The following is a 24,842-nucleotide window of genomic DNA, read 5'->3' as shown; positions in this document are numbered from 1 at the left end:
GGCCATCGTGGCCGCGCGCGCCAAGTAATCAGTCGGTCTGCGACGTCGCGCCGCCCTGTGCCTGTGCGGGGCGCGCGATCGGCCTGCCAAAGAATGTCCGTCCCGCGCCAGCCAAGGGGTGGATGTGAACAAAAATTGATAGCAGCCGATCCACCTCCCGTCACGCTGCCGCCACAGTCGTGTCAATGATCGAGCGACTGCGCCGGGCGGCGATCGCGGTCTTCATTCACGCCGGCCCGGCGTCCACCACCGGGGGTGTCGACAAGACGTAACAAGTGTTGCCTTCGCCCGCCCCAGGCACGGCGTTTGCGTTTTCTCACGGGTTGCGGCGATGGCGCTTTGCGCCGGGTCGTCCGCACGCGGGCAGAACTCAAACACCCAACGGGGGAGCATCCATGCACAACAAGAAGCCACGTCCCGGCTCGGCGCCCGCCTGCGCGCGTCAACTGGGGATTCTCTTTGCTGTCACCCTGGCACTGGCCGCCTGCGGCGGCGGTGGTGGAGGAGGGGCCGGCACGGGCGGAACCGAGTCGGGCGCCTCGGCGCCGGCACCGTCCACCTCGCCACCCCCGCCGCTGCCCGAACCCGCGTTCGAGCCGCCACCCACGAACACGCCGGTCGTTCTGCCCGCGCCAGTCGCTGCCCCGGTGCAGGCGCCGCCGCCCGCGCTGCAACTGCCATGGGGCGTGGACCTCGGCAACCCCGGCGCGCCCGTGGCCCCGGTGGCCGCCACCTCATCGCCCACCGCGGGCGGCAACACCGCGTCCAAAGCCATCGATGGCAGCGGCAGCACGCGCTGGGAAAGCACCGCCACCAACAACGCCTGGATCCAGTTCGACTTCGGCGCCAAGACGCCGATCGGCTACCTCAAGCTCGTCTGGGAGAACGCCTATGGCAAGGAGTACGCGCTGCAGGCGTCCGACGATGGCCAGAACTGGTACCAGCTGCGCTACGTCATCGCCGGCAAAGGCGGCGTGGAAGAGTTCTTCAACCTCAATGCCAACGTGCGCTACTTGCGACTGCAAGGCGTGGCGCGTGGCACGCAGTATGGCTACTCCCTCTACGAGGTCGTGTTCAAGTCACCGGGCAGCGACAACTCCCTGCCGACGCTGGCGACCTCGGCCGTGCCCTTCCCGCCCAATGGCAACGGTCGCCAACCCCTGCCCGCGCCCGCCAATCCGCTGGAGACCATCCAGTTCTCGCTGCCCGACGGCACCCTCGTGACGCGCTGGGGCATGGTCGGCCGTTCGCGCCATGCGCGCGAACGCGGCGAGGACTGGAACGAGATCGGCCACGGCCCCAACGAGACCGTCGACGCGGCCGGCCAGCCGCGCGACAAGGGACCGGGCGCGCACCTGAACTTCGTCGCCAACTACTTCAAGAACCGCACCTGGGGCGTCGAGTTCATCGACAACAGCAAGGTGCCCGGCGTCACCCGGCCGCGCCTGGTCATCAACCACTACTTCCAGCAGCCGCAGCGCGGCGGTGGCCTGGGCTTCGTGCGCAACTTCAGCAACCCGGACGTCACCGGCTTCGGCTGGATGAGCCCGGGAGACTTGCTGGACGATTCGACGTACACGCAGGGTGGACAGGGCATCGCCGCGTGCCCGGTGATCCCGCTGCCACCGCAGGGCGCCTTGCGCCACCCCACGAGCGGCTACAACGGTGTCATTGGCGCCAACGGCGGGTGCAGCTGGGTGTTCGATCAGCTCCCGGCCTACACCGACCTGCGCCCCGATGCCAACGGCGTGCTCGTGCCCACGGGGCCGCGCATCCCCTCGCGCGCGCTGGCGGTCGGCGATGCCTTCGAGTTCACCAGCTCGTTCTTCTCCACCCGCGCCGACATGGACGCCCTGGGCGACAGCGGCGGCTTTCGCTACTACACGAACGAGCTGACCTACGTGGTGGGCGAGGGCCTGCGCCCCTGGTACGGCGTGCAGCCGCGCCTGATGAACAAGCCCCTGCCGCTGGAGACGCTGCAAGGCGGGCTGGGCTCCATCTCCTACGACTACGCCGACAACCCCAGCTTCATGTTCCAGCAGCCGCACAACCACATCGGCATGAAGAACATGCAGCGCTTCGTGGAAGGCCGGCGCTGGTTGCACACGAACCTGTGGACGGGTGAGCACAACGAGGCCGGCAACGACCGCAACGACGCCGGCATCGGTCTGCAGGGCCCGCTGTTCAACCAGTCCACCTGCGTCGGCTGTCACATCAACAACGGCCGCGGCATCGCCCCGAGCGCGATCAACCAGCGCCTGGACACCATGGCCGTGCGCGTGGCCGCCATCGACGGCAATGGCCAGCAGGTGCCGCACCCCAGCTATGGCCTGGCGGTGCAAATGAACGGTCGCTCGGCGCCTGGCGCTTCGATCGACTGGGGCACGGGCGTGCGGGTGATCGGCTTCGACACCCGCAACGTCACCCTGGCCGACGGCACCGTCGTCGAGCTGCGCAAGCCACGCGTGGCCTTCGACGGACCGACGCCGCCGGTGTATTCCCTTCGCAGCGCGCAGCCCATGATCGGCATGGGTCTGCTCGAGGCGATCACCGACGAGGAGATCCTGTCTCGCGCCCGCAGCACGCCCGATGCCGACGGCGTGAAAGGCACGGCGAACTTCGCCTACGACCCGGAGACCGGTGCGGTGCGTGTGGGCCGCTACGGCTGGAAGGCGTCCAAGGTCAGCTTGCGCCACCAGGTGGCCAGCGCGGCGCTGACCGACATGTCCGTGACCTCACCCGTCTACCCCAACCGCGAGTGCATGGCCGGGCCGGCCCGCTGCTCGGCCACGCACAAGCTCGAGCGCGGCCTCGGCGAAGAGGCCCTGCAGTCGATCACGCGCTACCTGGGTCTGCTGGGCGTGCCGGCGCAGCGCAGCGTGGCCAGCGGTTTTCCCAAGGGGGTGGCCCCGCTGCCCTATCTCGACGTCAAGCCGACGCAGGTGGCGCTGGGCGCCACGGTCTTCGCGAACGCGCGCTGCACGAGCTGCCACGTCAGCCAGATGAAGACGGGCAAGGGCACCGAGTTCGCCGAGGTGCGCGAGCAGACCATCCGGCCCTACACCGACCTGCTGCTGCACGACATGGGGCCGGACCTGGCCGACCAGCTCGTCGAAGGGCAGGCCAGCGGCAGCATGTGGCGCACGCCGGCCCTGTGGGGCATCGGCTACACGCAATGGGTGGCGGGGCGCAACGGCATGGCGGGCTACCTGCACGACGGCCGCGCGCGCACGCTGACGGAGGCCATCCTCTGGCACGGCGGTGAGGCCACGGCCAGCCGACAGCGTTTCGAGGCGCTGTCGACAGCGGACCGCGAGGCCTTGCTGCTCTTCCTGGGGTCGCTGTGAGCCGCGCGGCGCCTCGGCGGCGGCGCCTGCTGCTGGCCGCGCTGGCGGGCGCATCGGTCGCCGCCTGTGGTGGTGGTGGTGATGGGGGTGGTGGCACCGGTGATCCGGGCGCGTCCCCTGCGCCGGGCGCTGGCTCACAGCCTTTGCCGCGAACGAAAAGCGCCAAGCGCGGCATCGCCTACGACCTCGGGGCCGCGGCGGACTTCGCTGCGCTCGCGCCGGGTGTCAGCTGGTGGTACGGCTGGGGATCGCAGGTGCACGGAGGCACCTCGATCGACCTGCGCGCCAGCCACGGCATGGACTTCATCCCCATGCTCTGGAACGGCAACTTCAACGACGCCCAGATCGTGCAGATGCTGCAGGCGGACCCGGCCATCCGCCACCTGCTGGTCGTCAACGAACCCAACCTGGTCGACCAGGCGAACCTGACCCCGGCGCAGGCGGCCGCCTTGTGGCCCCGCTTCGAGGCCATCGCCCAGGCCACGGGCGTGCAGATCGTGGGACCCCAGGTGACCTGGGGCACGATGCCGGGCCACGCCGACCCCGTGGTGTGGCTCGATGCCTTTCACGCCGCCTACCGCGGCGCCCACGGCGGACGAGATCCCCGCATCGATTGCCTGGGCTTCCACTGGTACGACTACGGGCTGGCGGCGCAGCTCGATCGGCTCACGCGCTACGGCAAACCCTTCTGGGTCACGGAAATGGCCAACTGGCACGTGGGCGACGGCAGCGCCGAGATCGACAGCGTGGCCAAGCAGAAGGTGCAGATGAGCGACATGGTGGCCACTTGCGAGGCGCGTGCCGACGTGCAGCGCTACGCCTGGTTCACGGGCCGCTGGAACCCCGACCCGCACTTCACCAGCCTGCTGGCGGGGCCCGGGGTGTTGTCCGAACTGGGGCAGCACTACCTGTCGCTGCCGTTCTCCGTCTGATGAACCGGAGGCTCCGGGGACGCCGGCCAGACCGCGTGCCGCCCCGTCAGCGGGGCATCTCGCTGCTCCATACCGAAGCGAAGGCTTCGTGAAAGGCCTGTTGCATCAGTGAGGGCGGCCGATGGCGGTTGCGCAGCACGGCGATCGGCAGGCGCTCGCGTGTCTGGAACGGCCGAACGGTGAGGCGGCTGAAGGTCGAACCCGCCACGGCCGCTCGATCCACGACGGCCACGCCGCCGCCCGACTGGGCCTCCCAGCAGGCCGAGGTGGCGGAGCGAACGAGCGAGTGGATGTTCAAGGACGCCGCTTCGCGACCGTAGGCCTTCTGAAGCGCCTGGCCATAGGGGGTGTCGGGCGGCGAACCGATCAGGCGTTCACTGAGCAGGTCCGCCGGGGTCACGGCGCGCTTCTTCGCGAAGCGGTGGCCTGGCGGGGCCACGCAGGCGAAGCCGCATTCGTAGCGCGCGACCTGCTCGAGGTTGGGGTGCACATGGGGCAGCAGGGCCACGCCGACATCGGCCGAGCGATCGAGCAGGGCATCGACCAGGATGGGGTTGATGAGGATCTCCATGCGCGTCTGCAAGCCAGGGTAGCGGCGCGACAACTGCGCCAGCGCGCGCGGCACGAGGTAGGGCGCCAGGCTTGCTGACACGGCAACGGTCAGCGTGCCGCTGCGCGGCGTGGCCAGGCTGCGGGAGACATCGCGCACGCGCTCCACGCCGCGCCACAGGGCGTCGATCTCGGCGTGCAGCGCCTGCGCCTCCGCCGTGGGCACCAGCCTGCCCTTGACGCGCGCGAACAGGGTGAAGCCCAACTGGCGCTGCGATTGGGCGAGCGTCTTGCTCACCGCCGGCTGAGAGACGTGCAGCAGTTCGGCCGCTCCGCTCACGCCGCCGGTGAGCATGACGGCCCGGAACACTTCCATTTGGCGCAGGTTCATCGCGACAACATAACCGATGGTTAAGGGCTGTCCAACTCTTTTCATTTGACCGTGCCAGGCCTCTCACCCGACCATGCATCCCAGAGGCCATGACGGCCCGATCACCGGAGACATGCCATGCGCGACAGCCATTCGTTCACTCGACGCCAAACCCTGATGGCCGGCCTGATGGTCGCGGCCGTGCCCTCCTGGGCACAAGGGTCGAAGTTCCCGGCTCGACCGGTGAAGCTGGTGTTGCCACAACCACCGGGCGGGGCGGCCGACCGCCTGGCCCGCCTGGTTGGCGAGCGGCTCGAGAAGCACTGGGGACAAGCCGTCGTGATCGAGAACAAGCCCGGCGGCGGGGTGGTGATCGGCACACAGGCGGTCGTGCGTTCGCCCGCCGACGGCTACACCATCGGCCTGCTGGGCAGCTCGCTCAGCATCAACGCGCTGCAGCGCAAGGATCTTCCCTACGAGCTCAAGGACCTTCAGCCGATCGCCCGCGCGGGCTACTACACGGTGGCGCTGGTCGCCGCGGCCAGCTTCCCGGCCAACGACATCAAGTCGCTGATCGCTTACGCCAAGACCCAGCCGGCCAACAGCATTTCCTTCGGCTCCAACGGCATCGGCACCTCGGCCCATGTGGCCGGCGAGATGCTCAACCACATGGGCGGCATCCAGTTGCAGCACGTGCCCTACAACGGCGCGGCCAAGATGTACACCGACATCGCCGGTGGTGTGCTGCCCATCGGCTTCTCGGTGGTGAGTTCGGCCGACAGCTTCATCAAGGCCGGGCAGATGAAGGTGCTGGGTGTGACCAGTCTGCAGCGCAGCCCCTTGTTCCCCCAGTGGCCCACGATCGCCGATACCTTGCCGGGCTTCGAGGCCGTCAACTGGGCCGGATTCTGCGGCCCCGCAGGCATGCCCCGTGACATCACCGAGCAGATTGCCCGCGACCTGATCGCCGTGCTCAAGGCGCCCGACATGGCCAAGTCGCTCGAGGCCTCGGGCTTCGAGCTCTCGACGCAGGGCCCCAGCGAGTTCGGTGAGTTCATCCAGAGCGAAGTGAAGCGCTTTGCCACCGTGACCCAGCCCTTGCCGGGCCAGAAGTGAGCGATGAGAGTGAGAGTGAACCCGTGACCGCCAGCTACCAACTCTCCCGCAGCATTCCTGCCGACGCCCCCTACGACCTCGTGGTCGCGGGCGGCGGACCCGCAGGCACCGCCACGGCGGTGTGTGCCGCGCGCCTGGGCCTGAAGGTGCTGCTGGCCGAGGCCACCGGTTGCCTCGGCGGCATGGGCACCAGCGGCCTGGTCGCCTCCTTCGGCCCGGTGTCGGACGGCGAACGCATGCTGGTGGGTGGCTTCATGAAGGAACTGCTCACGACGATGTGGGAGCAGAAAGCCTTCGCGCCCCAGGTCACGCAGGACTATTTGAACCGCCAGCTCAACCGCTGGGTGCCGTTCCAGCCCGAGCACCTCAAGCGGATTCTTGACGACTTCACGGTGCAGGCCGGCGTCGAGGTGCGCTTCTTCACGCGCGTCGTGGAAGCCGATGTCGACGGCCGCCGCGTCAATGGCGTGGTGGTCAGCAACGTGGAAGGGCTTCGCTACGTGCCCGCCAGGGCCTTTGTCGATGCCACAGGCGACGCCGCGCTGGCCACGCTGGCGGGTGCGGAGTGCAAGGTGGTGCTGCGCGACACCGAGACCGTGGCGCCGAGCACGCTGTGCTCCCTGATCGCGGGCATGGACTGGGACGATCCCGCCTATGCGGACGATGGCCTGGACAAGATCAAGGCCCGCGTGCGCAGCGAATGGGTGCCGCAGGCGATCGAGGACGGCTTCTTCAGGCAGGAAGACCGCTTCTTTCCCGGCATGAACCGCGTGGGGCCGCAGGGTGCGACGCTCAACGCCGGCCATGTGTTCAACCTCAACCCGCTGTCGGTGCGCAGCCTGTCCGATGGCATGGTGTTCGGCCGCAAGCTCGCCGTGGAGTACACCGAGTTCTACCGGACGTACGTCCCTGGCTGCGAACGGATCGAACTGATGGGCACGGCGCCGTCGATGGGCGTGCGCGATTCGCGGCGCATCGTCGGCGAGTTCGAGCTGGGCATGGACGACTTTCTGGCGCGCCGCCAGTTCGCGGACCAGGTGGCCGTCTACAACCGGCCGACCGACGTGCACCCGAGCGACACCAGCCGCAAGGAATACGAGCGCTTCCTCAAGGACTTCCACGGCAAGGACAACCTGGGCCGTGGCGAGTGCGTGGGCATCCCCTACAGCATCCTCGTGCCGCGCGGTTGGGAGAACCTGTGGGTGGCGGGCCGCTGCCACTCGAGCGAGACCAAGGTGCACGGCTCCATCCGCGCGCAATCGGCCGCGTACATGATGGGGCAGGCAGCCGGCACGGCCGCGGCGCAGTCGATTCGCACCGGGCAACCGGCCAACGACCTCGACACGCGCGCGCTGGTGGAGACGCTGCGCGAGGCGGGGGCCTACCTGCCGCAGAAGACGCTCGCGCGCGAGATGACGCGCGCGTGAGCGCGGCTGGCCCGGTCTTGGCGCGTGTCAGGCCTTGGGTGTTTTCAGGAAGCGGCCAAAGAAGGCCGACAGCTCCTCATGCGCCTCCAAGGGCAGCACGTTCGCGACGTACTGGTCGGGCCGCACCACCACCAGCGCGCCGCGGCCGCGGTCGATGCCGCGCAGCGTGAAGATGTCCGGGCCGTTCTTCAGGTCCGGGCAGAAGACCTTCTCGTAGTCGATCAGCCCGAAGCGCCCCTTGCGCGGCAGCAGCAGTGGGGGCAGCTTGTCGACCTCGAGCTCGCGGTGCCCCTGCTGGAAGATGGCGCGCAGGTCGATCACGCTGTCGATGTCCGCGCCCGCCGGGGTGAAGCGGCGCATCGGTGAGTCCGCCGATTGGTCGAGGAAGTGGGCCAGCGCGCGCAAGCGATCCCCACTCGCGTCGGCGAAGGCGTAGAGGCGCCACGCGGCGTCGGCACGCGCGGCGTGGCCCAGGTGCATGGGCTTCGCATCGGCCAGGCGGATCACCGGCGCCGAATGGAAGCGCATGCCGATGGTGAAGCCCGTGGCCAGGTGCTGGTGCACGGGCGGGGCGGTGAGCACCGTCTCGCTCGGGTAGTGCGTGGCCACACCGGCGGTGTAGCGACCCGACTTGACGAAGTAGGCCTGCAGTTCGGCCGGGTCCACGCCACCGAGCTCGGGGTGCTTCGGGTCCTTCGGCGGCGAGGCCATGATCTTCGACCACTCCTTGTCGAAATCGATCAGGCCCTGGGCGATGGCGTGGCGCTCGATGCCGTAGGTGCGCAGCAGCTCGGGCCCCGCCCGGCCTTCGAGCACCGACACCAGCTTCCAGCCGAGGTTGAAGGCGTCCTGCATGGACACGTTCATGCCCTGGCCGGCCTTGGGGCTGTGCGTGTGGCAGGCATCGCCGGCGATGAACACGCGCGGCAGGCGCGCGCCGGCCTGCGCCTGCGGCACGTCGTCGAAGCGGTCGGTGACGCGCTGGCCGACCTCATAGACCGAGGACCAGGCGACGTCGCGCACCTCGAGCGTGTAGGGGCGCAGCACGCGCTGCGCGACCTCGACGATCTTGTCGGCCGTGTAGCGCTCGCGCAGGTCCGAGCGCTGGGCCGGGTCGACCTCGCCGAGGTCGACGTACAGGCGCACCAGGTAGCCACCCTCGCGCGGGATGAGCAGGATGTTGCCTTCGTCGGCCGACTGGATCGCCGCCTTCAGACGGATGTCGGGAAAGTCGGTGACCGCGAGCATGTCGACCACGCCCCAGGCGTGGTTGGCGAAGTCGCCGCGCGGCTCGGCGCCAATGGCCTGCCGCACGCGGCTGCGCGCGCCGTCGCAGCCGACGACGTACCTGGCGCGCAGCGTGCGGGTCGCGCCGCCGTCCACCTCGCGCAGCGTGACGCGCACGGGGTGCTCACCGTCGGCGTCCACCGTGAGGTCGACGAACTCGAGGCCGTAGTCCGGCTCCAGCCGGGTCGGCGACTGGCGCATGAAGTCCAGCAGGTAGGCCTGCATGCGCGCCTGGTTGACGATGAGATGCGGCATCTCCGACAGGCCGTCTTCCACGTCCTGCACGCGCCCGGTGCGCACGATGCGCGAGCGCTCGCCCGGCGCGGGGCGCCAGAACGCGGTCTCGTTGACCCAGTAGCCTTCGCGCCGCAGTTTGGCGCCCAGGCCGAAGGCCTCGAACATCTCCACCGTGCGGCAGGCCACGCCGTCGGCCTGGCCCAGTTCGAGCGGGCCTTGGCGACGCTCCACGAGGCGGGTGCGGATGCCCGGGAACTGGGCCAGTTGCGCGGCCAGCACCACGCCGGCGGGGCCGCTGCCCACCACCAGTACGTCCACCGTTTCATCGGGCCCCCAGGACCGGTCCGTGGCGCCGGGTGCGGCGGCCAGCAGGTCGGGGTCGCCGGGGCGGTAGCCATTCAGATAGAACTGCATCGTGTCTCCATTCGGGTGCCCGGCAACTATCCTCGCCGCTCTCTATTGCGTCCAGCCACAATACGCCATACCCGCCATATCGTTTTTCAATAGAACTCATGTCCAAGCTCGACCTCGACTGGCTCGGCGTGTTCGTCGAGGTCTACAAGACGCAGAGCGTCTCGTTGGCTGCGCAGCGCCGCGGCATGGCGCAGGCCAATGCCAGCATCGCCCTCAACAAGCTGCGCCGCCACTTCAACGACCGCCTGTTCTGCCGCACCTCGCGCGGCATGGAGCCCACGCCGCGCGCGCGCGCCATCTACCCCGAGCTGCTGGAGGCCTGGCAACGGGTCGAGAAGGCGCGCCTCACGCCCGAGGTGTTCGATCCCGCCAGGGCGCAGCGGGAGTTCCGCATCTGCATGAGCGACATCAGCGAGGTCGTGCTGCTGCCGGCGCTGGTCAACCACCTGGGGCGCATCGGGCCGCACATCCGCGTCGAGGCGGAGAAGGCCTCGGCGCAAAGCCGCGGCCGGCTGGAGTCGGGCGATGTGGATCTCGCGGTCGGCTTCATGCCCGACCTGGAGGCCGGCTTCTTCCAGCAGGCGCTGTTCGCGCAGGACTTCGTGGTGATGGCCTCGCGCGAGCACCCGCGCATCCAGAAAAGCCTGACGAAGCACCGCTTCGAGGCCGAGGGCCACATCGTCGTGACGACCTCGGGCACCGGCCACTCGATCGTGGACAAGGTGCTGGGCCGGCATCAGGTGCAGCGCCGCGTCGTGCTGCGCGTGCCCAGCTTCCTGGGCGTGGCCCGCATCGTCGCGCAGACCGAGTTGCTGGTGGTGGTGCCGCGGCTGCTGGGCGATGTGCTGGCCTCGCAGGACCGCGTGAGACTGTTCGAGCCGCCGTGGTCACTGCCGAAGTACAAGGTCAAGCAGCACTGGCACGAACGCTTCCACGCCGACCCCGGCAACGTGTGGTTGCGCCAGACGATGGCGCAGTTGTTCGCGGGGAACTGAGCCGCCGCTCAGGCCTTCGATGGCCGCTGCGCCTTCCGCTGGCCGATCGCCTGCGCGTCGCGGTGCCACTGCAGTTGCCGCAGCAGCCCGGCCTTCATGCGATCCGTCAATGCCGCCGCTTCGATCATGGCGGGCCAGAGCGCATAGGCCGCTTCCCGGCAGCGGCGCAGCGCCGTTAGCACGGGTTTTTCGACGATGCCCAACTGCGCGCAAAAGCCGCGCACCAGGTGCACGGTCAGCACCGAGTCGCGGTTCAGGCCCTCGGGCTGATCGGGGCTGAGGTGCAGCGCGCGGCCACGCGGCATCCCGGCGTAGGCCGCGTAGCCGACGATGTCGTAGGCGGGCGGCAGCTCGGGCGTGCGGCCGTCCGGGTAGCGCAGGCCCATGTTCTTGAGGTGCATGTCGGCGTTGCCCAGCATCTCGCTCACCAGGATGCGGCGCAGCAGCTCCTGCACGGCCGGCTCGCCCAGCGTGGGCAGCGCCATGAGCACGCGCGCCACCGAGAGGTAGTCCCGCGTGTACTTGGCCTCGGGCTGCACGCCCAGGATCTGGGCGAAGTCTTCGCAGTGCACGCGCCGCGTGGGGGTGTCCGCGTCCCGGTCGTAGCGCTGCACCGCCAGGAACCGGCTGCTGGCACTGGCGTCGCCGAGGTCGTAGCGGTGCTGGGCCTCCAGCCGCTCCAGCGGGGCGAGTTCGGCCTGCACGACGCTCACCCCCGCGGCCGCGGCCAGGCGCAGCGAGAGTTCTTCCAGTTCGGGCAACAAGGGCTGGCCCACGACGGGCAGCTTGGCGATGACGTGCCGGGCCTGGTCGCGCTCGTCGAGCCGGGTGCGGGCGACGAATCGGTCGCCGAGCTTCAACACCGAGAGCTTGGCCTGGATGCCCGAGACGGAGATCGCGTCCTGGATGGGTTCGGCCGTGACCGACATCTCCAGCGCGTCGTGGTCCGAGGTGACGAGGCGCTGCATCTGCGCGTGGTCGAGGTCGGCGGGGCGCACGTAGACGTTGCCGGGCAGGTCAGCGCCGGTGGCGGCGAGCAGTTCGAAGTGGTCGTTGATGCCGCAGCCGCGCAGCTCGGCGATCTGGTTGCGCAGGGGGCCTTCGGGCAGCAGGCCCTGGAACCAGGCCGGCAGCAGCCAGCCGCGCTGGGGATCGCGCGAGAGCGATCCGTTGAGGACCGGGCTGCTCACGCCGCGCCAGAAGGCGGACTGGGCCTGCGCGTCGGCGGCCAGGAAGCCGACCGAGAGCAGCTCCTGGTTCGGGTCGTCGGCGAAGGCGTCGTGGGCGACGAAGCGGTTGGTGGTGTGCTCGGGCGAGACGGGGTACTGGAACAGGTGGCCGGCCGCCCGCTCGCCGATGAAGACCTCCAGCGCTTTCATGGCTTGAGCGCGCGCTGCACCAGGGTCTCGACGACCGGTTCGCTGACGCCGAGCGCTTCGCCACGCGCCGCCGCCTTGGGCAGGAGCACGGGTTCCAGGCCGAGCTTGTCGGCCACCGCGAGCAAGGTGCTGAGCTTGAAGTCCTCGGTGCCCTTGAACACGTTCACCGCGGTCTGGCGCGAGAGCCCGGCGGCCTGGCGCAGGGCCTCCTGGGTCATGCCGCTGCGCTTCAGCGCGGCGCGCAGGGTCTGGGAGATGTCGGCGATGCTTGTCATGTCAGTCAAACAAGAATAATTGACGAATATTCTGCTTTGATTGTCTTTTTGGTGGGCGGTTTGTCAAGACCGGCGTTCAACAAAGCAGACCAATCGGCATTTTGTCTACTTTGATGGACATCTGCCGATGCAACAAATGCGCTCGCCACCGCCCGCTTATCTCGCGACCGCCTGCGGTCGGGTCGCCTCAAGATGGCGGCCACGGCGGACGATACGCCGAGCACGCTGCCGCCGTTGCGGTGGCCAATGCCCAACTCCTTACTCCGGACCCTTGCATGAAACTCAATGACCTCAAGGTCGGCAACCGCCTGGCCTTCGCTTTCGGATTGGTTCTGCTCATCACGGCGCTCATGTCCGGCATCGGTGTCTGGCGCCTGCAGGAGCTGGCCCAGACCACGCAACAGCTGGCCACCATCGACAACGAGAAGCTGAAGCTGGCCATGCAATGGCGCCAGACCATCGACCTCAACTGGATTCGCACGCGCGCCGCCGCGCTCGACTCGGACACCAGCCGCATGAGCGAATGGCAGGCCGCCATGGACAAGACGTCCGAGATCACGCTCGCGTCGCGCAAGCGCATCATCGAACTGGTGCAGTCGGAAGAAGGCAAGCGCCGCATCGCCGCCATCGACGCCGCGCGTGAGGCCTATCGCACCCCGCGCGCCAACCTGCTCAAGCAGCGCCTGGCAGGTGAGGACATCAGCGCGGCTCTGGACCGCGACCTGCGACCGCTGGCCGAGGCCTACCTCGACTCGATCGTCAAGCTGGAGGAGTTCCAGCAGTCCATCTACGACAAGACCCTGGCCGAGGCCACCGCCACCGCCGCGCAGGGCCGCACCATCCTGATCGCGGGTGGCGTGCTCGCCCTGCTGTTCGGCGCCGCCGCCGCCTTCGTGCTGAGCCGCTCCATCACCGTGCCCTTGCAGCAGGCCGCCGACAGCGCGCGCCGCATCGCCGAGGGCGATCTCACCAACCGCATCCACAGCGACGGTCGCGACGAAGCGGCCCAGTTGCTGCAAGCCCTCAAGGGCATGCAGGACAACCTCTCTCGCGTGGTCTCCAACGTGCGCGGCAACGCCGAGGGCGTGGCCTCGGCCAGCTCGCAGATCGCGCAGGGCAACCAGGACCTGTCGGCCCGCACCGAGCAACAGGCCTCGGCGCTGGAGGAGACGGCCGCGTCGATGGAGCAACTGAGCTCCACCGTGCGCCTGAACGCCGACAACGCCCAGCAGGCCAACCAGCTGGCGATGAGCGCCTCCACCGTGGCGGCGCAGGGCGGCGAGGTGGTGGCCCGCGTGGTGGACACCATGAAGGGCATCAACGACAGCTCGCGCCGCATCGCCGACATCATCAGCGTCATCGACGGCATCGCCTTCCAGACCAACATCCTGGCCCTGAACGCGGCCGTGGAAGCGGCGCGCGCCGGTGAGCAGGGCCGGGGCTTTGCGGTGGTGGCGGGCGAGGTGCGCAACCTGGCGCAGCGCAGCGCGGAGGCGGCCAAGGAAATCAAGGGCCTGATCACGGACAGCGTGGAGCGCGTGGAGCAGGGCTCGGCCCTGGTCGATCAGGCCGGCGCCACGATGAGCGAGGTGGTGGCCAGCATCCGCCGCGTCACCGACATCGTGGGCGAGATCAGCGCCGCCAGCAGCGAGCAGAGCTCGGGCGTGGCCCAGGTGGGCGAGGCCGTGACGCAGATGGACCAGGCCACGCAGCAGAACGCGGCGCTGGTCGAGGAAAGCGCGGCGGCGGCCTCCAGTCTGAAGACGCAGGCCGCGCAGATGGTGGAGTCCGTGGCGGTGTTCCGGCTCTCGCACGGCTGAGTCACTGCGCGCCCATCGGCGCGCACCAGACCTCGAAGGCGGCCGGCAGGCCGCCTTTTTCTTTGGGCGAATGGGTGCGGATAGTTGCTCAAGCGGCAACTATCCATTTCTGCGGCGCTGGTTTATTCCCGTTCCGGCAATCTTTACAGTTCATCCCATGCCGAACACAAAGCGGCATACAGAGCAAACCCCCGTTAACTACCCGTTATCTCAAAGGAACTGTCATGAAATCCGCCAAAAGCATTGCCCTCTCCCTGACCCTTGCCCTCGGCGCCGGCGCCGCCTTCGCTGAAGGCCCGATCGAAGGCAACGAGGTCTTCAACTTCCAATCCACCCTGAGCCGCGCCGAAGTGCAAGCCGACGCCGTGCAAGCCAACCGCGCCGGCCTGATCGCCCGCGGTGAAGTGCTGCCGGTCGAAGACAAGGTCGCCAACAGCGGCCTCAGCCGTGACCAGGTGCGCGCCGAAGCCGTGCAGGCCAACCAGGCCGGCCAGATCGCCCGCGGCGAAATCGTGTCGGTGACCACCGGTGCGTAACGACAGCGCGCACCACGCGCTCGACGACGACGGCCCTTCGGGGCCGTTTTCGTTTTTGGGGGCCTGCTCAGGCGATGAGGCGCTCGAGCCAGCGCGTCCACCGGGGCACGCGGGCGGAGGCCGGCGGCGCGGACAGGCCCAGGGCCAGCAGGCGCTGCTCCACACTGGGCACACCGGCCTGCCGCGCCGCCTGGAGCGGGGTGAGGCCTTCCAGTTCGGAGAGCAGGTCGGGCCGGGCGCCGTGGTCCAGCAGGTAGTGGGCCACCGCTTCCTGCCCCTCCAGCAGGCAGGCCACCAGCGGCGTCGACAGGAATTCGGGGTGCACGTGGTTCAGGTCCACCCCCATTCGCACGTGGTACCGCACCAGGGGCAGGTTGCCCGCGCAGGCGGCCGAGAACAGTTCTTTCCAGTCTCCAGCGGACACGGTGTCTCCTCAACGAATGGCCCGGTCTGGCGCCGGGCTGGGGCAGAGAATAACCGGCCCGTTCCGCCCTTCGCCCGCCATGAAAACCCTGTACTGCACCGCCTGCTCGACGCGAAGGCCTTCGGCACCGGTTTCGCGCAACCGCACGACGAGGTCGTGAAGGCCTGAGCGCGGCACTTGCCCGCGCGCACTGGCCCGCGCGGTCACACCCGGTCACAACGGGCGCCTGCGCTATCCTGTCCCGCGGCACCAATGCCGTCGGATGGGACGATGACCACATTTGCTTCCTCGCTGAAGAAGGAAATCGCGCGCGTCGCGCGCAAGGAGTTGAAGGACGAGCTGGGCGCACTGCGCAAGGCCTCGGCCAGCTACCGCACCGAGATCGCCGCCCTCAAGCGGCAGGTTCGCGAGCTGCAGGTGGCCCTGCGCCAGACCAGCCGTCGCGCCGACAAGGCCCTGCACACGGTCGCGCCCGACGAGCCGGCCGAAGCACCGAAGCGCGGCCGGCGCGCGGTGTTCAGCGCGGAACGCTTCAAGGCCCAGCGCGAACGCCTGGGCCTCACCCAGAAGGACATGGCCGCCTACCTCGGCACCTCCACGCTGTCGGTATGGAAATGGGAGACGGGCCAAGTGACGCCACGCGCGCGCTTCCTGCCGGCCATCCTCGGCCTGCGCACCATGGGCAAGCGCGAGGTGATGCAGAAGCTGGGCACTCAGGACGGCTGAGCCCGCACAGGGTCACCGGCCCGGGCCCGCGCCGGCTTGGCGGCCATGGCCGTTCGAAGATGAATGCGCCCCCAGCGGCGCCCATCGTTGCGGGATTCGAAACAGTGCGTTGTCCGCCGCGCTGTTTTTCTCTGTCAGGGAAAACCCTAAAGTACATCCCATGTCGAACAGAAAACGGCATTGACAGACAAACCCCCTCAACGACCCGTCATCTTCAAGGAATTGCCATGAAAACCGCTCAAAACCTCGCCCTGTCCCTCGTTCTGGCCCTCGGTGCCGGCGCCGCCTTCGCCGAAGGCCCCATCGAAGGCAACGACGTCTTCAACTTCCAATCCACCCTGAGCCGCGCCGAAGTGCAAGCCCAGGCGGTGCAGGCCAACGAAGCCGGCCTGATCGCCCGCGGCGAAATCGTCCCGGTGGAAGACAAGGTCGCCAGCACCGGCCTGAGCCGTGCGCAAGTGCGCGCCGAAGCCGCCGAAGCCGTGCGCCTGGGCCTGACCGCCCGCGGCGAGCTCCTGCCCGTGGCCACCCCCGCCCAAGCCGAGCAGATCCGCAACGCCGGCCTGCGCGCCGTCGGTGGCAACCAGCTGGTGCAGTCCGGCAACGCCGCCGTGATCGCCAACTGAGCGAACCGCGCCCCACGACAACGGCCCTTCGGGGCCGTTTTCTTTTACGCTCCGTGCCCGTGATCGGCGATACTGCCTTTATTAACTCTTTAGAGAATTACAGCGCGTGAGCAAGTCTTCCCCATCGGCCCCCGAAGAGCGCCTGCGGGACGCCGATCGTTCGCAGGCGACCATCCTGAACGCCGCGCGCGACGAGTTCTCGGAGCACGGACTGGGCGGCGCGCGCATGGACCGCATCGCCGAGCGCGCGGGCCTCAACAAGCGCCTGATCTATTACTACTTCGAGGACAAGGAGCGCCTCTTCCAGGCGGTGCTGGAGCAGACCTACCACCACATCCGCGACGAGGAGCACAAGCTCAACCTGGTGCACCTCAAGCCCGAGGTGGCGCTGCGGCGCCTGGTGGAATTCACCTGGCAGTACTACCTCGACCACCCCGAGTTCCTCACCCTGCTCAACAGCGCCAACCTGCACAAGGCGCGGCACCTGGCGCAGTCCGAGCGCGCGCGCGAGCTGAACTCGCCGCTGGTGCGCATGCTGGAGGACATCCTGGCGCGCGGCCAGGCCGACGGCAGCTTCCGCGGCGGCGTCGATCCGGTGCAGCTCTACATCTCCATCGCCGGCCTGGCCTACTTCTACCTGTCGAACAACCACACGCTCTCGGCCATCTTCGGTCGCGACCTGATGGCCCCCAAGGCGCTCAACGAACGCCTCTCGCACATGTGCGACGTGATCCTAGGGTATGTCCTGAGAGGCTGAGCCAGCGGGCGCCTTGACGGCGGGGTGGGCGGTTCCTAGCATTAACCGTTCGGTGAATTAACCCCAGCCAGGAGACATCGCATGACCACCGCCCGGCCGCTGCGCCAACTGCTCATCGCCGCTCTGCTCGCCGCCGCCGCAGGCGGCGCACTCGCCCAGTGGAAGCCCGATCGCCCGATCACGCTGATCGTGCCCTGGGCGCCCGGCGGCTCCACCGACCAGGTCACGCGCGTGACCGCGGCCGAACTGGAGAAGCACCTGGGCCAGAAGATCGTGATCCTCAATCAGCCGGGCGCCTCGGGCTCCGTGGGCACCAAGAACGCCCTGGCCGCGCCGGCCGACGGCTACACCTGGACGGCCGGTGGCGCCAAAGACCTGGGCACCTACAAGGTGCTGGGCATGCTCGACACCTCCATCGGCGACTGGAACCTGTACCTGAACGTGGCGCACATCGCCGTGGTCGGCGTCAACGCCGACACGCCGTACAAGACCATGGACGACCTGCTCAAGGCCATGAAGGCGAATCCGGGCTCGGTCTCGGTGGCCACCGCGGGCGTGAACTCCAGCGGCCACTCCGCGATCGAGGCCCTGTCGCGCGCGGCCGGCGTCACCTACAAGCACGTCACCTACGACGGCGGCGCGCCCGCCGCCGTGGCCGCCGCCTCGGGCGAGACGCAAGTGACCACGCAGCTCGCGGCCGAGCAGACCGACATGATCCGCGCCAAGAAGATCCGCCCGCTGGCGGTGGTGGGCGACAAGTCGATCGAGATCGAGGGCTACGGCACCATCCCGCCGCTGTCGCAGTTCATTCCGGGCTTCAAGGACCCGATCAACTACTTCGGCGTCTTCGTGCCCAAGGCCGCGCCGCCCGAAGTGGCGCAGACGCTCAACCGCATCTGGGCCACCGAGATGGTGAAGAACGAGGCGCTGAAGAAGTACGCGCAGTCGCGCGGTGCCATGTTCGCGCCGATGTCGGGTGAGGAAGCGCAGAAAGCCGTGTTCCCCGCCGTGCAGTCCTACGCCTGGACGCAACAGGCCGCCGGCAAGGCCAAGGTGTCGCCCGACACCGTGGGCATTCCCAAGCCCTGATCCGCCCCAGGCCCTGACATGTCCGAGGGAGGAACCACCGCCCGCTCCGATCTTCGGGGCGGAGCGGGCTGGCTGGGTTTTGGCCTGCTGATCCTGATCGGCTCCTGGCGCATGGAGCGCTTCGAGTCCATGGGCGCGCAGCTCTATGCGATGCCGGGCTTCGTGCCCGCCTTGCTGGGTGGTGTGCTGGTGCTGCTGGGCCTGGCGCTGATGCTGCGCGGCTGGACGCGGCGGCGCCACGAAGCCGCCGGCGCCGGTGGTGCCGCGGCACCGCTGCTCAATGGCCGCATCGCCGCCACGCTGGCGCTCACGCTGCTGTATGCGGTGGTGCTGATCGGCCGCCTGCCGTTCTGGCTCGCCACGGCGCTGTTCGTGGCCGCCTTCGTCGCCCTGTACGCGCCGCCCGGGCAAGGCCGTGCGCGCCGCCTGGTGCTCGCGCTGCTGGCGGGCGCCATCACCTCGGCCGTGGTCACCTGGGTGTTCCAGTTCGTGTTCCTGGTCCGCTTGCCCTGACGTATTCCCGCATGTTCGACGGACTGATCCTTTTCGGCCACTCCATCGCGAACTTCGCCGCGCCCGCCACCGTCGGCCTGGCGCTGCTCGCTTCGCTGGTGGGGGTGGTGATGGGCGCGCTGCCCGGCCTCACCGCCACCATGTCGCTCGCGCTGGTGACCACGCTCACGCTCAAGCTGCCGCCCTCGCAGGCGCTGCTGATCCTCATCTGCACCTACGTGGGCTCCATCTACGGCGGCTCGCGCTCGGCCATCCTGCTCAACATTCCGGGCACGCCGGCGTCGGCCGCGTCCTGCCTGGACGGCTACCAGCTCGCGCGCCAGGGCATGGCCGGCCGCGCGATGGGCATCGCCACCACGGGTTCGGTGATGGGCACGCTCATCGGCATGTTCTTCCTGGCCACGCTCACGCCGGTGCTGGGCGGGCTGGCACTGAAGTTCGGCGCCTACGAGTTCTTCTGGCTCGCGCTGTTCGGCGTGATCATCGCGGGCACGCTCACCGGCGACGACCCGCTCAAGGGCTGGATCGCGGGCATCGCAGGCCTGTTCGTCGCCACCATCGGGCAGGAACCGCAGTACGGATTCGAGCGCTTCGCCTTCGGCGTGCGCGATCTCGCGGGCGGTATCCAGTTGGTGCCCGCGCTGGTGGGCGCCTTCGGCTTTGCCGAACTGCTCACCAACATGCGCGCGCGCCAGGCGCCAGTGAAGATCAGCGCCTTCGACACCGTCATCCCCAAGCTGCGCGACGTGTTCCAGTACTGGCGCACCATCCTGCGCTCGGGCCTCATCGGCACCGGCGTGGGCGTGGTGCCCGGCGTGGGCGAGGACGTGGCGGCCTGGTCGTCCTATGCCGCGGCCAAACGCGCCAGCAAGGAGAAGGAACAGTATGGCAAGGGCTCGGTGGAAGGCCTGATGGCCGCCGAGACCGGCGACAACGCCTGCGTGCCGGGCGCGATGATCCCGGTGCTCACGCTGGCCATCCCGGGCTCGGCGCCCGCCGCGGTGCTGATGGCCGCGATGATCATCCACGGCGTCAAGCCGGGCCCGCTGATCATGGTGGAGAACCCTTCTTTCGTGTACGACGTGGTGGCCATGATGCTGTTCGCCACCCTCGGCATCCTCATCTACGGCCTGGTGCTCACCAAGGCACTGGTGCAGGTGCTGCGCGTGCCCCAGCACCTCATCGTGCCCATCATCTTCGTGCTCTGCGCGGTTGGCAGCTTCGCCATCGCGGGCCGGCTGTTCGACGTCTACGTGATGCTGGCCTTCGGCCTCATCGGCTTCGCGCTGCGCCACTACGGCTACCCGATGGCGCCGCTGGTGCTGGGCATCGTGCTGGGCGACCTGCTGGAGAAGAACCTGCGGCGCGCGCTGATCCTGTCCGACGGCGACCTCACACCCTTCTTCACGCGGCCCATCGCGGGCACCGTGGCCGCGCTGATCGTCGCCACCATCGCCTGGCGGCTGTGGGCGCTGTACCGCCCGCGCCCCACACGCGCGCCGGCATGAAGCTCTCGCTGTGCAACGAAGTGCTGCGCCCGCTGCCCCTGGCCGCGCAGTGCGAGGCCGCCGCGCGCATGGGCTACGCGGCGCTGGAGATCGCGCCGTTCACGCTGGCCGATGACCCCGCGACGCTGAGCGTCGCCGATGCGCGCCAGTGGCGGCACACGGCGCACGACCACGGGCTGGCCATCAGCAGCCTGCACTGGCTGCTGGTCAGGCCCGAAGGCCTGTCGCTGGTGAGCGATGACGCCGCGCTGCGCCAGCGCACGCTGGCCCTGCTGCGCCACCTCATCGCGCTGGCGGCCGCCTGTGGCGCGCGCGTGCTGGTGCACGGTTCGCCGCACCAGCGCTCGCCCCGCCCGGGGCAGCGCCTGGCCGATGCGCTCGCGCGCTTCGAAGACGCCATGGCCGAGCTCGCGCCGCACGCCGAAGCGGCCGGCGTCGTCTATTGCGTCGAGCCCCTGGGCCGCATCGAAACGCCAGTGATCAACACCGTGGCCGAGGCGGCCGCGCTGGTCGATCGCATCGGCTCGCCCGCCCTGCGCACCATGCTCGACGTGAGCGCCGCCTCGCAAAACGAGACGGAGCCCGTGCACGAGGTGTTGCGCCGCTTTCTCGTCAGCGGCCACATCGCGCACGTGCAACTGAACGACCGCAACCGCCGCGGGCCCGGCCAGGGCGACACCGACCAGCGCCCCGTGTTGCAGGTGCTGAAGGACACGGGCTACACCGGCTGGGTGGCGGTGGAACCCTTCGACTACGTGCCCGACGGCCCGGGCTGCGCCGAGGCCAGCGCGAGGCACGTGCACGAACTCTGGAATACCTTGACATGACCAGCGTGAACCTGCGCCTCCACGAGATCGAGCTGTACGAGCGCCACGTCACGCTGCGTCTGCCCTTCCGCTTCGGCGCGGCCACGGTCACGCAGTGCCCCCAGGCCTTCGTGCGCGTTCACGCCGAGGCCGAGGGCCGGCGCGTGGAAGGCGCCGGCGCGGAGCTGATGGTGCCCAAGTGGTTCGACAAATCCCCCGCGCTCACGCACGAGCAGAACTTCGAGCAGTTGCGCGAGTCGCTGCGCAACGCGCGCGAGGCCCTGCTGGCCGGACGCGACGCGCTCACGCCCTTCGCGCATTCCCAATCGGGTGGCGAGGCCGCCATTGCGGTCTCGGTGTCGCGCGGACTGCCGCGCCTGGCCGCCCAGTTCGGCGCGGCGCTGCTGGACAAGGCCGTGGCCGACGCGGCCCTGCGCGCGGCGGGCCTGGGCTGGGTGGACGGCCTGCGCGCCGGTGTGCTGGGCGACCCGTGGAGCGCGGGACTCGCGCTGTCGCACCCCGACGAGGTGGTGCTGCGCCACACCGTGGGCCTGGCCGACCGCCTCAGCGAAGACGACCCCGGCACCGACCCGGGCGACGGCCTGCCCGCCACGCTGGAAGCCGCCATTCGCCGCTACGGCTTGCACCACTTCAAGCTCAAGCTCAGCGGACGCATCGAGGCCGACGTCGAGCGCCTCATGCGCATCGCCGCCGTGCTGCGCGCGCACGCACCGGCGCACCGCGTCACGCTCGACGGCAATGAAACCTTTGCCGACGCCGCGAGCCTCGGCGCCTATTGGCGGGCGCTTCGCGGCACGCGCGAACTGGCCGATCTGCTGCACCGCACCGTGCTGCTGGAGCAGCCCCTGGCGCGCGCCGTGGCGCTGAGCGAATCCATCGCGCCGCTGGGCATCGAGGTGCCGGTGATCCTGGACGAGTCCGACGACCACGCCAACGCGCTGGACGAAGGCCTGGCACTGGGCTACCGGGGCATCTCCAGCAAGGCCTGCAAGGGCATCTACCGCTCGCTGCGCAACGCGCGGCGCATCGCGCAGGACCCGCGCCTGCTGCTCTCGGGTGAAGACCTCACCTGTCAGGCCGGCCTGGCGGTGCAGCAGGACACGCTGCTGGCGGCCAGCCTGGGCGTTCGCCACATCGAGCGCAACGGCCACCACTACGTGGACGGCTTCGGCCATGCGCCTGCCGAAGAGGCCCAGGCCTTCGCCACCGCCCACGCGGGCTTCTACGAGGTGCACGCCGGGCGGCCCCACCTGGCTGTGCGCGAGGGCCGGCTGGACCTGCGCTCCCTGCGCGTGCCGGGCTTCGCGAGCGCCGCACTGCCGCAGTGGCGAAGCCTGCAAAGCATCGCCAGAAATTAACCATCTGTTGAATTGTCGCCTCACACAGCCAAGGGTATTCCCTAGTATTCGAGGCAGTCGCACCCGTTGTCCTTCGACATCCCGAGCTTCATAATCCCATCTATTCACCGATCAGTGAATTAAAACCCCATCCCGGAGACAAGACATGCAATTGATTCGCGCCGCGGCCCTGGCCGTGTCCACCCTGGCCCTGAGCCTGAGCGCCGCCGCGCAGGGCGCCTACCCGAACAAGGCCATCCGCGTCATCGTGCCCTTCGGCGCTGGCAGCACCACGGACATCATCGCCCGCGCCATCACCGACAAGATGAGCCAGAGCCTGGGCCAGCCGGTGATCGTGGACAACCGCGGCGGCGCCAGCGGCACCATCGGCCAGGCCGCCGTGGCGTCGGCCGCGCCCGATGGCTACACCATCATGATCCATTCGTCTTCGCACACGGTGAGCCCCTCCACCTTCGCGAAGCTGCCCTTCGACACGGTGAACGATTTCGCCGGTGTCACGCCGATCTCCTCCACGCCCAACGTGCTGGTCATCGCGCCGAGCAAGAACCTCAAGACCCTGCCGCAGCTCGTGGCCCACGCCAAGGCCAACCCCGGCAAGATGAACTTCGCCTCGGCCGGCCAGGGCAGCGCCACCCACCTCAACGCCGAAAAATTCAAGCTGGCCGCGCAGATCGACGCGGTGAACATCCCCTTCAAGGGCTCGGCCGACGCCGTGACCGAAGTGCTCGCGGGCCGCGTGGACTATTACTTCTCGCCCATCGCGCCCGTGATCGGGCAGATCCGGGACGGCCAGTTGCTCGCCCTGGCCGTGGGCTCGCCGCGCCGCGCCAGCGCCTTGCCCGACGTGCCCACCACCGCCGAGGCCGGCGTGCCCGGCTCCGAATTCAACTTCTGGATCGGAATGATGGCGCCCGCGAAAACGCCGCGCGACGTGGTGAACCGCCTGCACGACGAGGTGGTGAAGGCCCTGGCCACGCCCGAGGTGAAGGAGCGCTTCCTCAAGCTCGGCGCCGACGCCTGGACGCTCAAGCCCGAGGCCTTCGACGCCTACATCAAGGACGAGATCAAGAGCAACGCCGCCGTGGTGAAGGCCGCCGGCCTGCTGGCCACGAACTGACTTTTCCCCGCACGACAGACAGCACAAGGACGCTCACATGGCAGTCAAGACACTCGGCCTCATCATGCACGGCGTGACCGGGCGCATGGGCATGAACCAGCACCTCATCCGCTCCATCTGCGCCATCCGCTCGCAAGGCGGCGTGACCCTGAGCAACGGCGACCGGGTCATGCCCGACCCCATCCTCATCGGCCGCAACGCCGAGAAGATCGAGGCCCTGGCCAAGGCCCACGGCATCTCACGCTGGGGCACCGACCTCGACGCCGCGCTGGCCAACCCGGCCGACACGGTGTTCTTCGACGCCGGCACCACGCAGATGCGCCCCACCCTGCTGGCCAAGGCCATCCGCGCGGGCAAGCACGTGTACTGCGAGAAGCCCATCGCCACCAACCTCAACGAAGCGGTGGAGATCGCGCGCCTGGCGCAGGAGGCCACGCAGAAGCAGGGCCTCAAGCACGGCGCGGTGCAGGACAAGCTCTTCCTGCCCGGCCTGCGCAAGCTCGACATGCTGCGCCGCGCCGGCTTCTTCGGCCGCATGCTCAGCGTGCGCGTGGAGTTCGGCTACTGGGTGTTCGAGGGCGACCTGCAGCCCGCCCAGCGCCCGAGCTGGAACTACCGCAAGGAAGACGGCGGCGGGATCATCCTCGACATGATGTGCCACTGGCGCTACGTGCTTGACAACCTGTTCGGCGAGGTGAAATCGGTGTCGTGCATCGGCACCACGCACATTCCCAGGCGCTGGGACGAAGCCGGCCAGCCCTACGAGTGCACGGCCGACGACGCCGCGTACGCCACGGCCGAACTCACCGGCCACAACGGCGAACCCGTCATCGCGCAGCTCAACATGAGCTGGGCCACGCGCGTGAACCGCGACGACCTGGTGACCTTCCACGTCGACGGCACGCACGGCTCCGCCGTCGCCACGCTGACCGGCTGCAAGGCGCAGAGCCGCGTGAACACGCCGCGCCCGGTGTGGAACCCGGACGTGAAGAACACCATGAACTTCAGCGAGCAGTGGCAGGACGTGCCGGACACGCAGGTGTACGACAACGGCTTCAAGATCCAATGGGAGCACTTCATCCGCCACGTCGTGGAGGACGCCCCGTACAAGTGGACGCTGCCCGAGGGCGCCAAGGGCGTGCAACTGGTGGAGGCAGCCCTGGCGAGCTGGAACGAGCGCCGCTGGATCGACGTGCCTCCCCTGAAGGTGTGA

22 protein-coding genes are annotated in these 24,842 nt (G+C 69.0%); 17 read left to right on the top strand and 5 right to left on the bottom strand.

What is annotated here, in order from left to right:
- Positions 1 to 395 precede the first annotated feature (395 nt).
- Both GTO19_RS16330 and GTO19_RS16325 read left to right on the top strand, forming a co-directional pair.
- Positions 396 to 3,347 carry a di-heme oxidoredictase family protein gene (locus GTO19_RS16330; RefSeq protein ID WP_291023063.1) on the top strand — a complete coding sequence of 984 codons (2,952 nt, stop codon included), beginning with the start codon at positions 396 to 398 and terminating at the stop codon, positions 3,345 to 3,347.
- Positions 3,348 to 3,490: 143 nt separating this feature from the next.
- Positions 3,491 to 4,279, top strand: coding sequence for a glycosyl hydrolase (locus tag GTO19_RS16325; RefSeq protein WP_291023061.1), 789 nt, complete (start codon positions 3,491 to 3,493; stop codon positions 4,277 to 4,279).
- 46 nt (positions 4,280 to 4,325) lie between these two features.
- Here GTO19_RS16325 and GTO19_RS16320 read toward each other — a convergent pair whose 3' ends face one another.
- Positions 4,326 to 5,219, bottom strand: a complete 894-nt coding sequence (locus GTO19_RS16320) for a LysR substrate-binding domain-containing protein (RefSeq protein WP_291023060.1) — start codon at positions 5,217 to 5,219, stop codon at positions 4,326 to 4,328.
- Positions 5,220 to 5,336: 117 nt separating this feature from the next.
- Between GTO19_RS16320 and GTO19_RS16315 the strand changes: the two genes are divergently transcribed.
- Both GTO19_RS16315 and GTO19_RS16310 read left to right on the top strand, forming a co-directional pair.
- The gene (locus tag GTO19_RS16315) at positions 5,337 to 6,314 is read left to right on the top strand and encodes a tripartite tricarboxylate transporter substrate binding protein (protein ID WP_291023058.1); all 978 of its coding nucleotides are present in this window, start codon (positions 5,337 to 5,339) and stop codon (positions 6,312 to 6,314) included.
- Between the two features lie 23 nt (positions 6,315 to 6,337).
- Entirely contained in the window at positions 6,338 to 7,741 is a 1,404-nt protein-coding gene (locus tag GTO19_RS16310) for an FAD-dependent oxidoreductase (RefSeq protein WP_291023056.1), read from the top strand.
- A 27-nt stretch (positions 7,742 to 7,768) separates the two neighbouring features.
- On the opposite strand, the gene GTO19_RS16305 is transcribed toward GTO19_RS16310, so the two are convergent.
- The gene (locus GTO19_RS16305; protein WP_291023053.1) at positions 7,769 to 9,679 is read right to left on the bottom strand and encodes an FAD-binding monooxygenase; all 1,911 of its coding nucleotides are present in this window, start codon (positions 9,677 to 9,679) and stop codon (positions 7,769 to 7,771) included.
- 98 nt (positions 9,680 to 9,777) lie between these two features.
- On the opposite strand from GTO19_RS16305, the gene GTO19_RS16300 reads away from it, so the two are divergent.
- Positions 9,778 to 10,674 (top strand): LysR family transcriptional regulator, encoded by an 897-nt coding sequence (locus GTO19_RS16300; protein ID WP_291023051.1) that lies wholly within the window; start codon positions 9,778 to 9,780, stop codon positions 10,672 to 10,674.
- A gap of 8 nt (positions 10,675 to 10,682) precedes the next feature.
- Here the strand turns inward: GTO19_RS16300 and GTO19_RS16295 are convergent, their stop codons facing one another.
- On the bottom strand, positions 10,683 to 12,053 hold the full coding sequence (locus GTO19_RS16295; protein WP_291023049.1) for a type II toxin-antitoxin system HipA family toxin: 1,371 nt from the start codon (positions 12,051 to 12,053) through the stop codon (positions 10,683 to 10,685).
- Complete coding sequence (locus GTO19_RS16290; RefSeq protein WP_291023047.1) at positions 12,050 to 12,328, bottom strand: helix-turn-helix domain-containing protein; 279 nt, start codon at positions 12,326 to 12,328, stop codon at positions 12,050 to 12,052. The genes GTO19_RS16295 and GTO19_RS16290 overlap by 4 nt, the downstream gene beginning before the upstream one ends.
- Positions 12,329 to 12,603: 275 nt before the next feature.
- On the opposite strand from GTO19_RS16290, the gene GTO19_RS16285 reads away from it, so the two are divergent.
- Both GTO19_RS16285 and GTO19_RS16280 read left to right on the top strand, forming a co-directional pair.
- Positions 12,604 to 14,148, top strand: a complete 1,545-nt coding sequence (locus GTO19_RS16285) for a methyl-accepting chemotaxis protein (protein ID WP_291023045.1) — start codon at positions 12,604 to 12,606, stop codon at positions 14,146 to 14,148.
- A 224-nt stretch (positions 14,149 to 14,372) separates the two neighbouring features.
- Entirely contained in the window at positions 14,373 to 14,684 is a 312-nt protein-coding gene (locus tag GTO19_RS16280) for a DUF4148 domain-containing protein (protein ID WP_291023044.1), read from the top strand.
- 67 nt (positions 14,685 to 14,751) lie between these two features.
- Here GTO19_RS16280 and GTO19_RS16275 read toward each other — a convergent pair whose 3' ends face one another.
- Positions 14,752 to 15,108 (bottom strand): ankyrin repeat domain-containing protein, encoded by a 357-nt coding sequence (locus tag GTO19_RS16275; RefSeq protein ID WP_291023042.1) that lies wholly within the window; start codon positions 15,106 to 15,108, stop codon positions 14,752 to 14,754.
- A 270-nt stretch (positions 15,109 to 15,378) separates the two neighbouring features.
- Here GTO19_RS16275 and GTO19_RS16270 point away from each other — a divergent pair, with 270 nt between their 5' ends.
- The 10 genes from GTO19_RS16270 (at position 15,379) to GTO19_RS16225 (ending at position 24,842) form a co-directional block, all read left to right on the top strand.
- Positions 15,379 to 15,834 (top strand): helix-turn-helix domain-containing protein, encoded by a 456-nt coding sequence (locus GTO19_RS16270; RefSeq protein WP_291023040.1) that lies wholly within the window; start codon positions 15,379 to 15,381, stop codon positions 15,832 to 15,834.
- A gap of 227 nt (positions 15,835 to 16,061) precedes the next feature.
- Entirely contained in the window at positions 16,062 to 16,460 is a 399-nt protein-coding gene (locus GTO19_RS16265; RefSeq protein WP_291023038.1) for a DUF4148 domain-containing protein, read from the top strand.
- Positions 16,461 to 16,566: 106 nt separating this feature from the next.
- Complete coding sequence (locus GTO19_RS16260; RefSeq protein ID WP_291023036.1) at positions 16,567 to 17,217, top strand: TetR/AcrR family transcriptional regulator; 651 nt, start codon at positions 16,567 to 16,569, stop codon at positions 17,215 to 17,217.
- Positions 17,218 to 17,298: 81 nt separating this feature from the next.
- Positions 17,299 to 18,306, top strand: coding sequence for a tripartite tricarboxylate transporter substrate binding protein (locus tag GTO19_RS16255; RefSeq protein ID WP_291023035.1), 1,008 nt, complete (start codon positions 17,299 to 17,301; stop codon positions 18,304 to 18,306).
- Between the two features lie 18 nt (positions 18,307 to 18,324).
- On the top strand, positions 18,325 to 18,819 hold the full coding sequence (locus tag GTO19_RS16250; protein WP_291023031.1) for a tripartite tricarboxylate transporter TctB family protein: 495 nt from the start codon (positions 18,325 to 18,327) through the stop codon (positions 18,817 to 18,819).
- A gap of 11 nt (positions 18,820 to 18,830) precedes the next feature.
- Positions 18,831 to 20,327 (top strand): tripartite tricarboxylate transporter permease, encoded by a 1,497-nt coding sequence (locus GTO19_RS16245; protein ID WP_291023030.1) that lies wholly within the window; start codon positions 18,831 to 18,833, stop codon positions 20,325 to 20,327.
- Positions 20,324 to 21,154 carry a sugar phosphate isomerase/epimerase gene (locus GTO19_RS16240; RefSeq protein WP_291023028.1) on the top strand — a complete coding sequence of 277 codons (831 nt, stop codon included), beginning with the start codon at positions 20,324 to 20,326 and terminating at the stop codon, positions 21,152 to 21,154. The genes GTO19_RS16245 and GTO19_RS16240 overlap by 4 nt, the downstream gene beginning before the upstream one ends.
- The gene (locus GTO19_RS16235; protein WP_291023026.1) at positions 21,151 to 22,512 is read left to right on the top strand and encodes a hypothetical protein; all 1,362 of its coding nucleotides are present in this window, start codon (positions 21,151 to 21,153) and stop codon (positions 22,510 to 22,512) included. Before GTO19_RS16240 ends, GTO19_RS16235 begins: the two co-directional genes overlap by 4 nt.
- A gap of 145 nt (positions 22,513 to 22,657) precedes the next feature.
- Entirely contained in the window at positions 22,658 to 23,629 is a 972-nt protein-coding gene (locus GTO19_RS16230; protein WP_291023024.1) for a tripartite tricarboxylate transporter substrate binding protein, read from the top strand.
- Between the two features lie 37 nt (positions 23,630 to 23,666).
- The gene (locus GTO19_RS16225) at positions 23,667 to 24,842 is read left to right on the top strand and encodes a Gfo/Idh/MocA family oxidoreductase (RefSeq protein ID WP_291023021.1); all 1,176 of its coding nucleotides are present in this window, start codon (positions 23,667 to 23,669) and stop codon (positions 24,840 to 24,842) included.

This window comes from Hydrogenophaga sp., assembly GCF_011772445.1.
Taxonomy (GTDB): domain Bacteria; phylum Pseudomonadota; class Gammaproteobacteria; order Burkholderiales; family Burkholderiaceae_C; genus Hydrogenophaga.
Note: the sequence above shows the minus strand (reverse complement) of the source record. Positions and strands in the feature narration are given on the sequence as shown.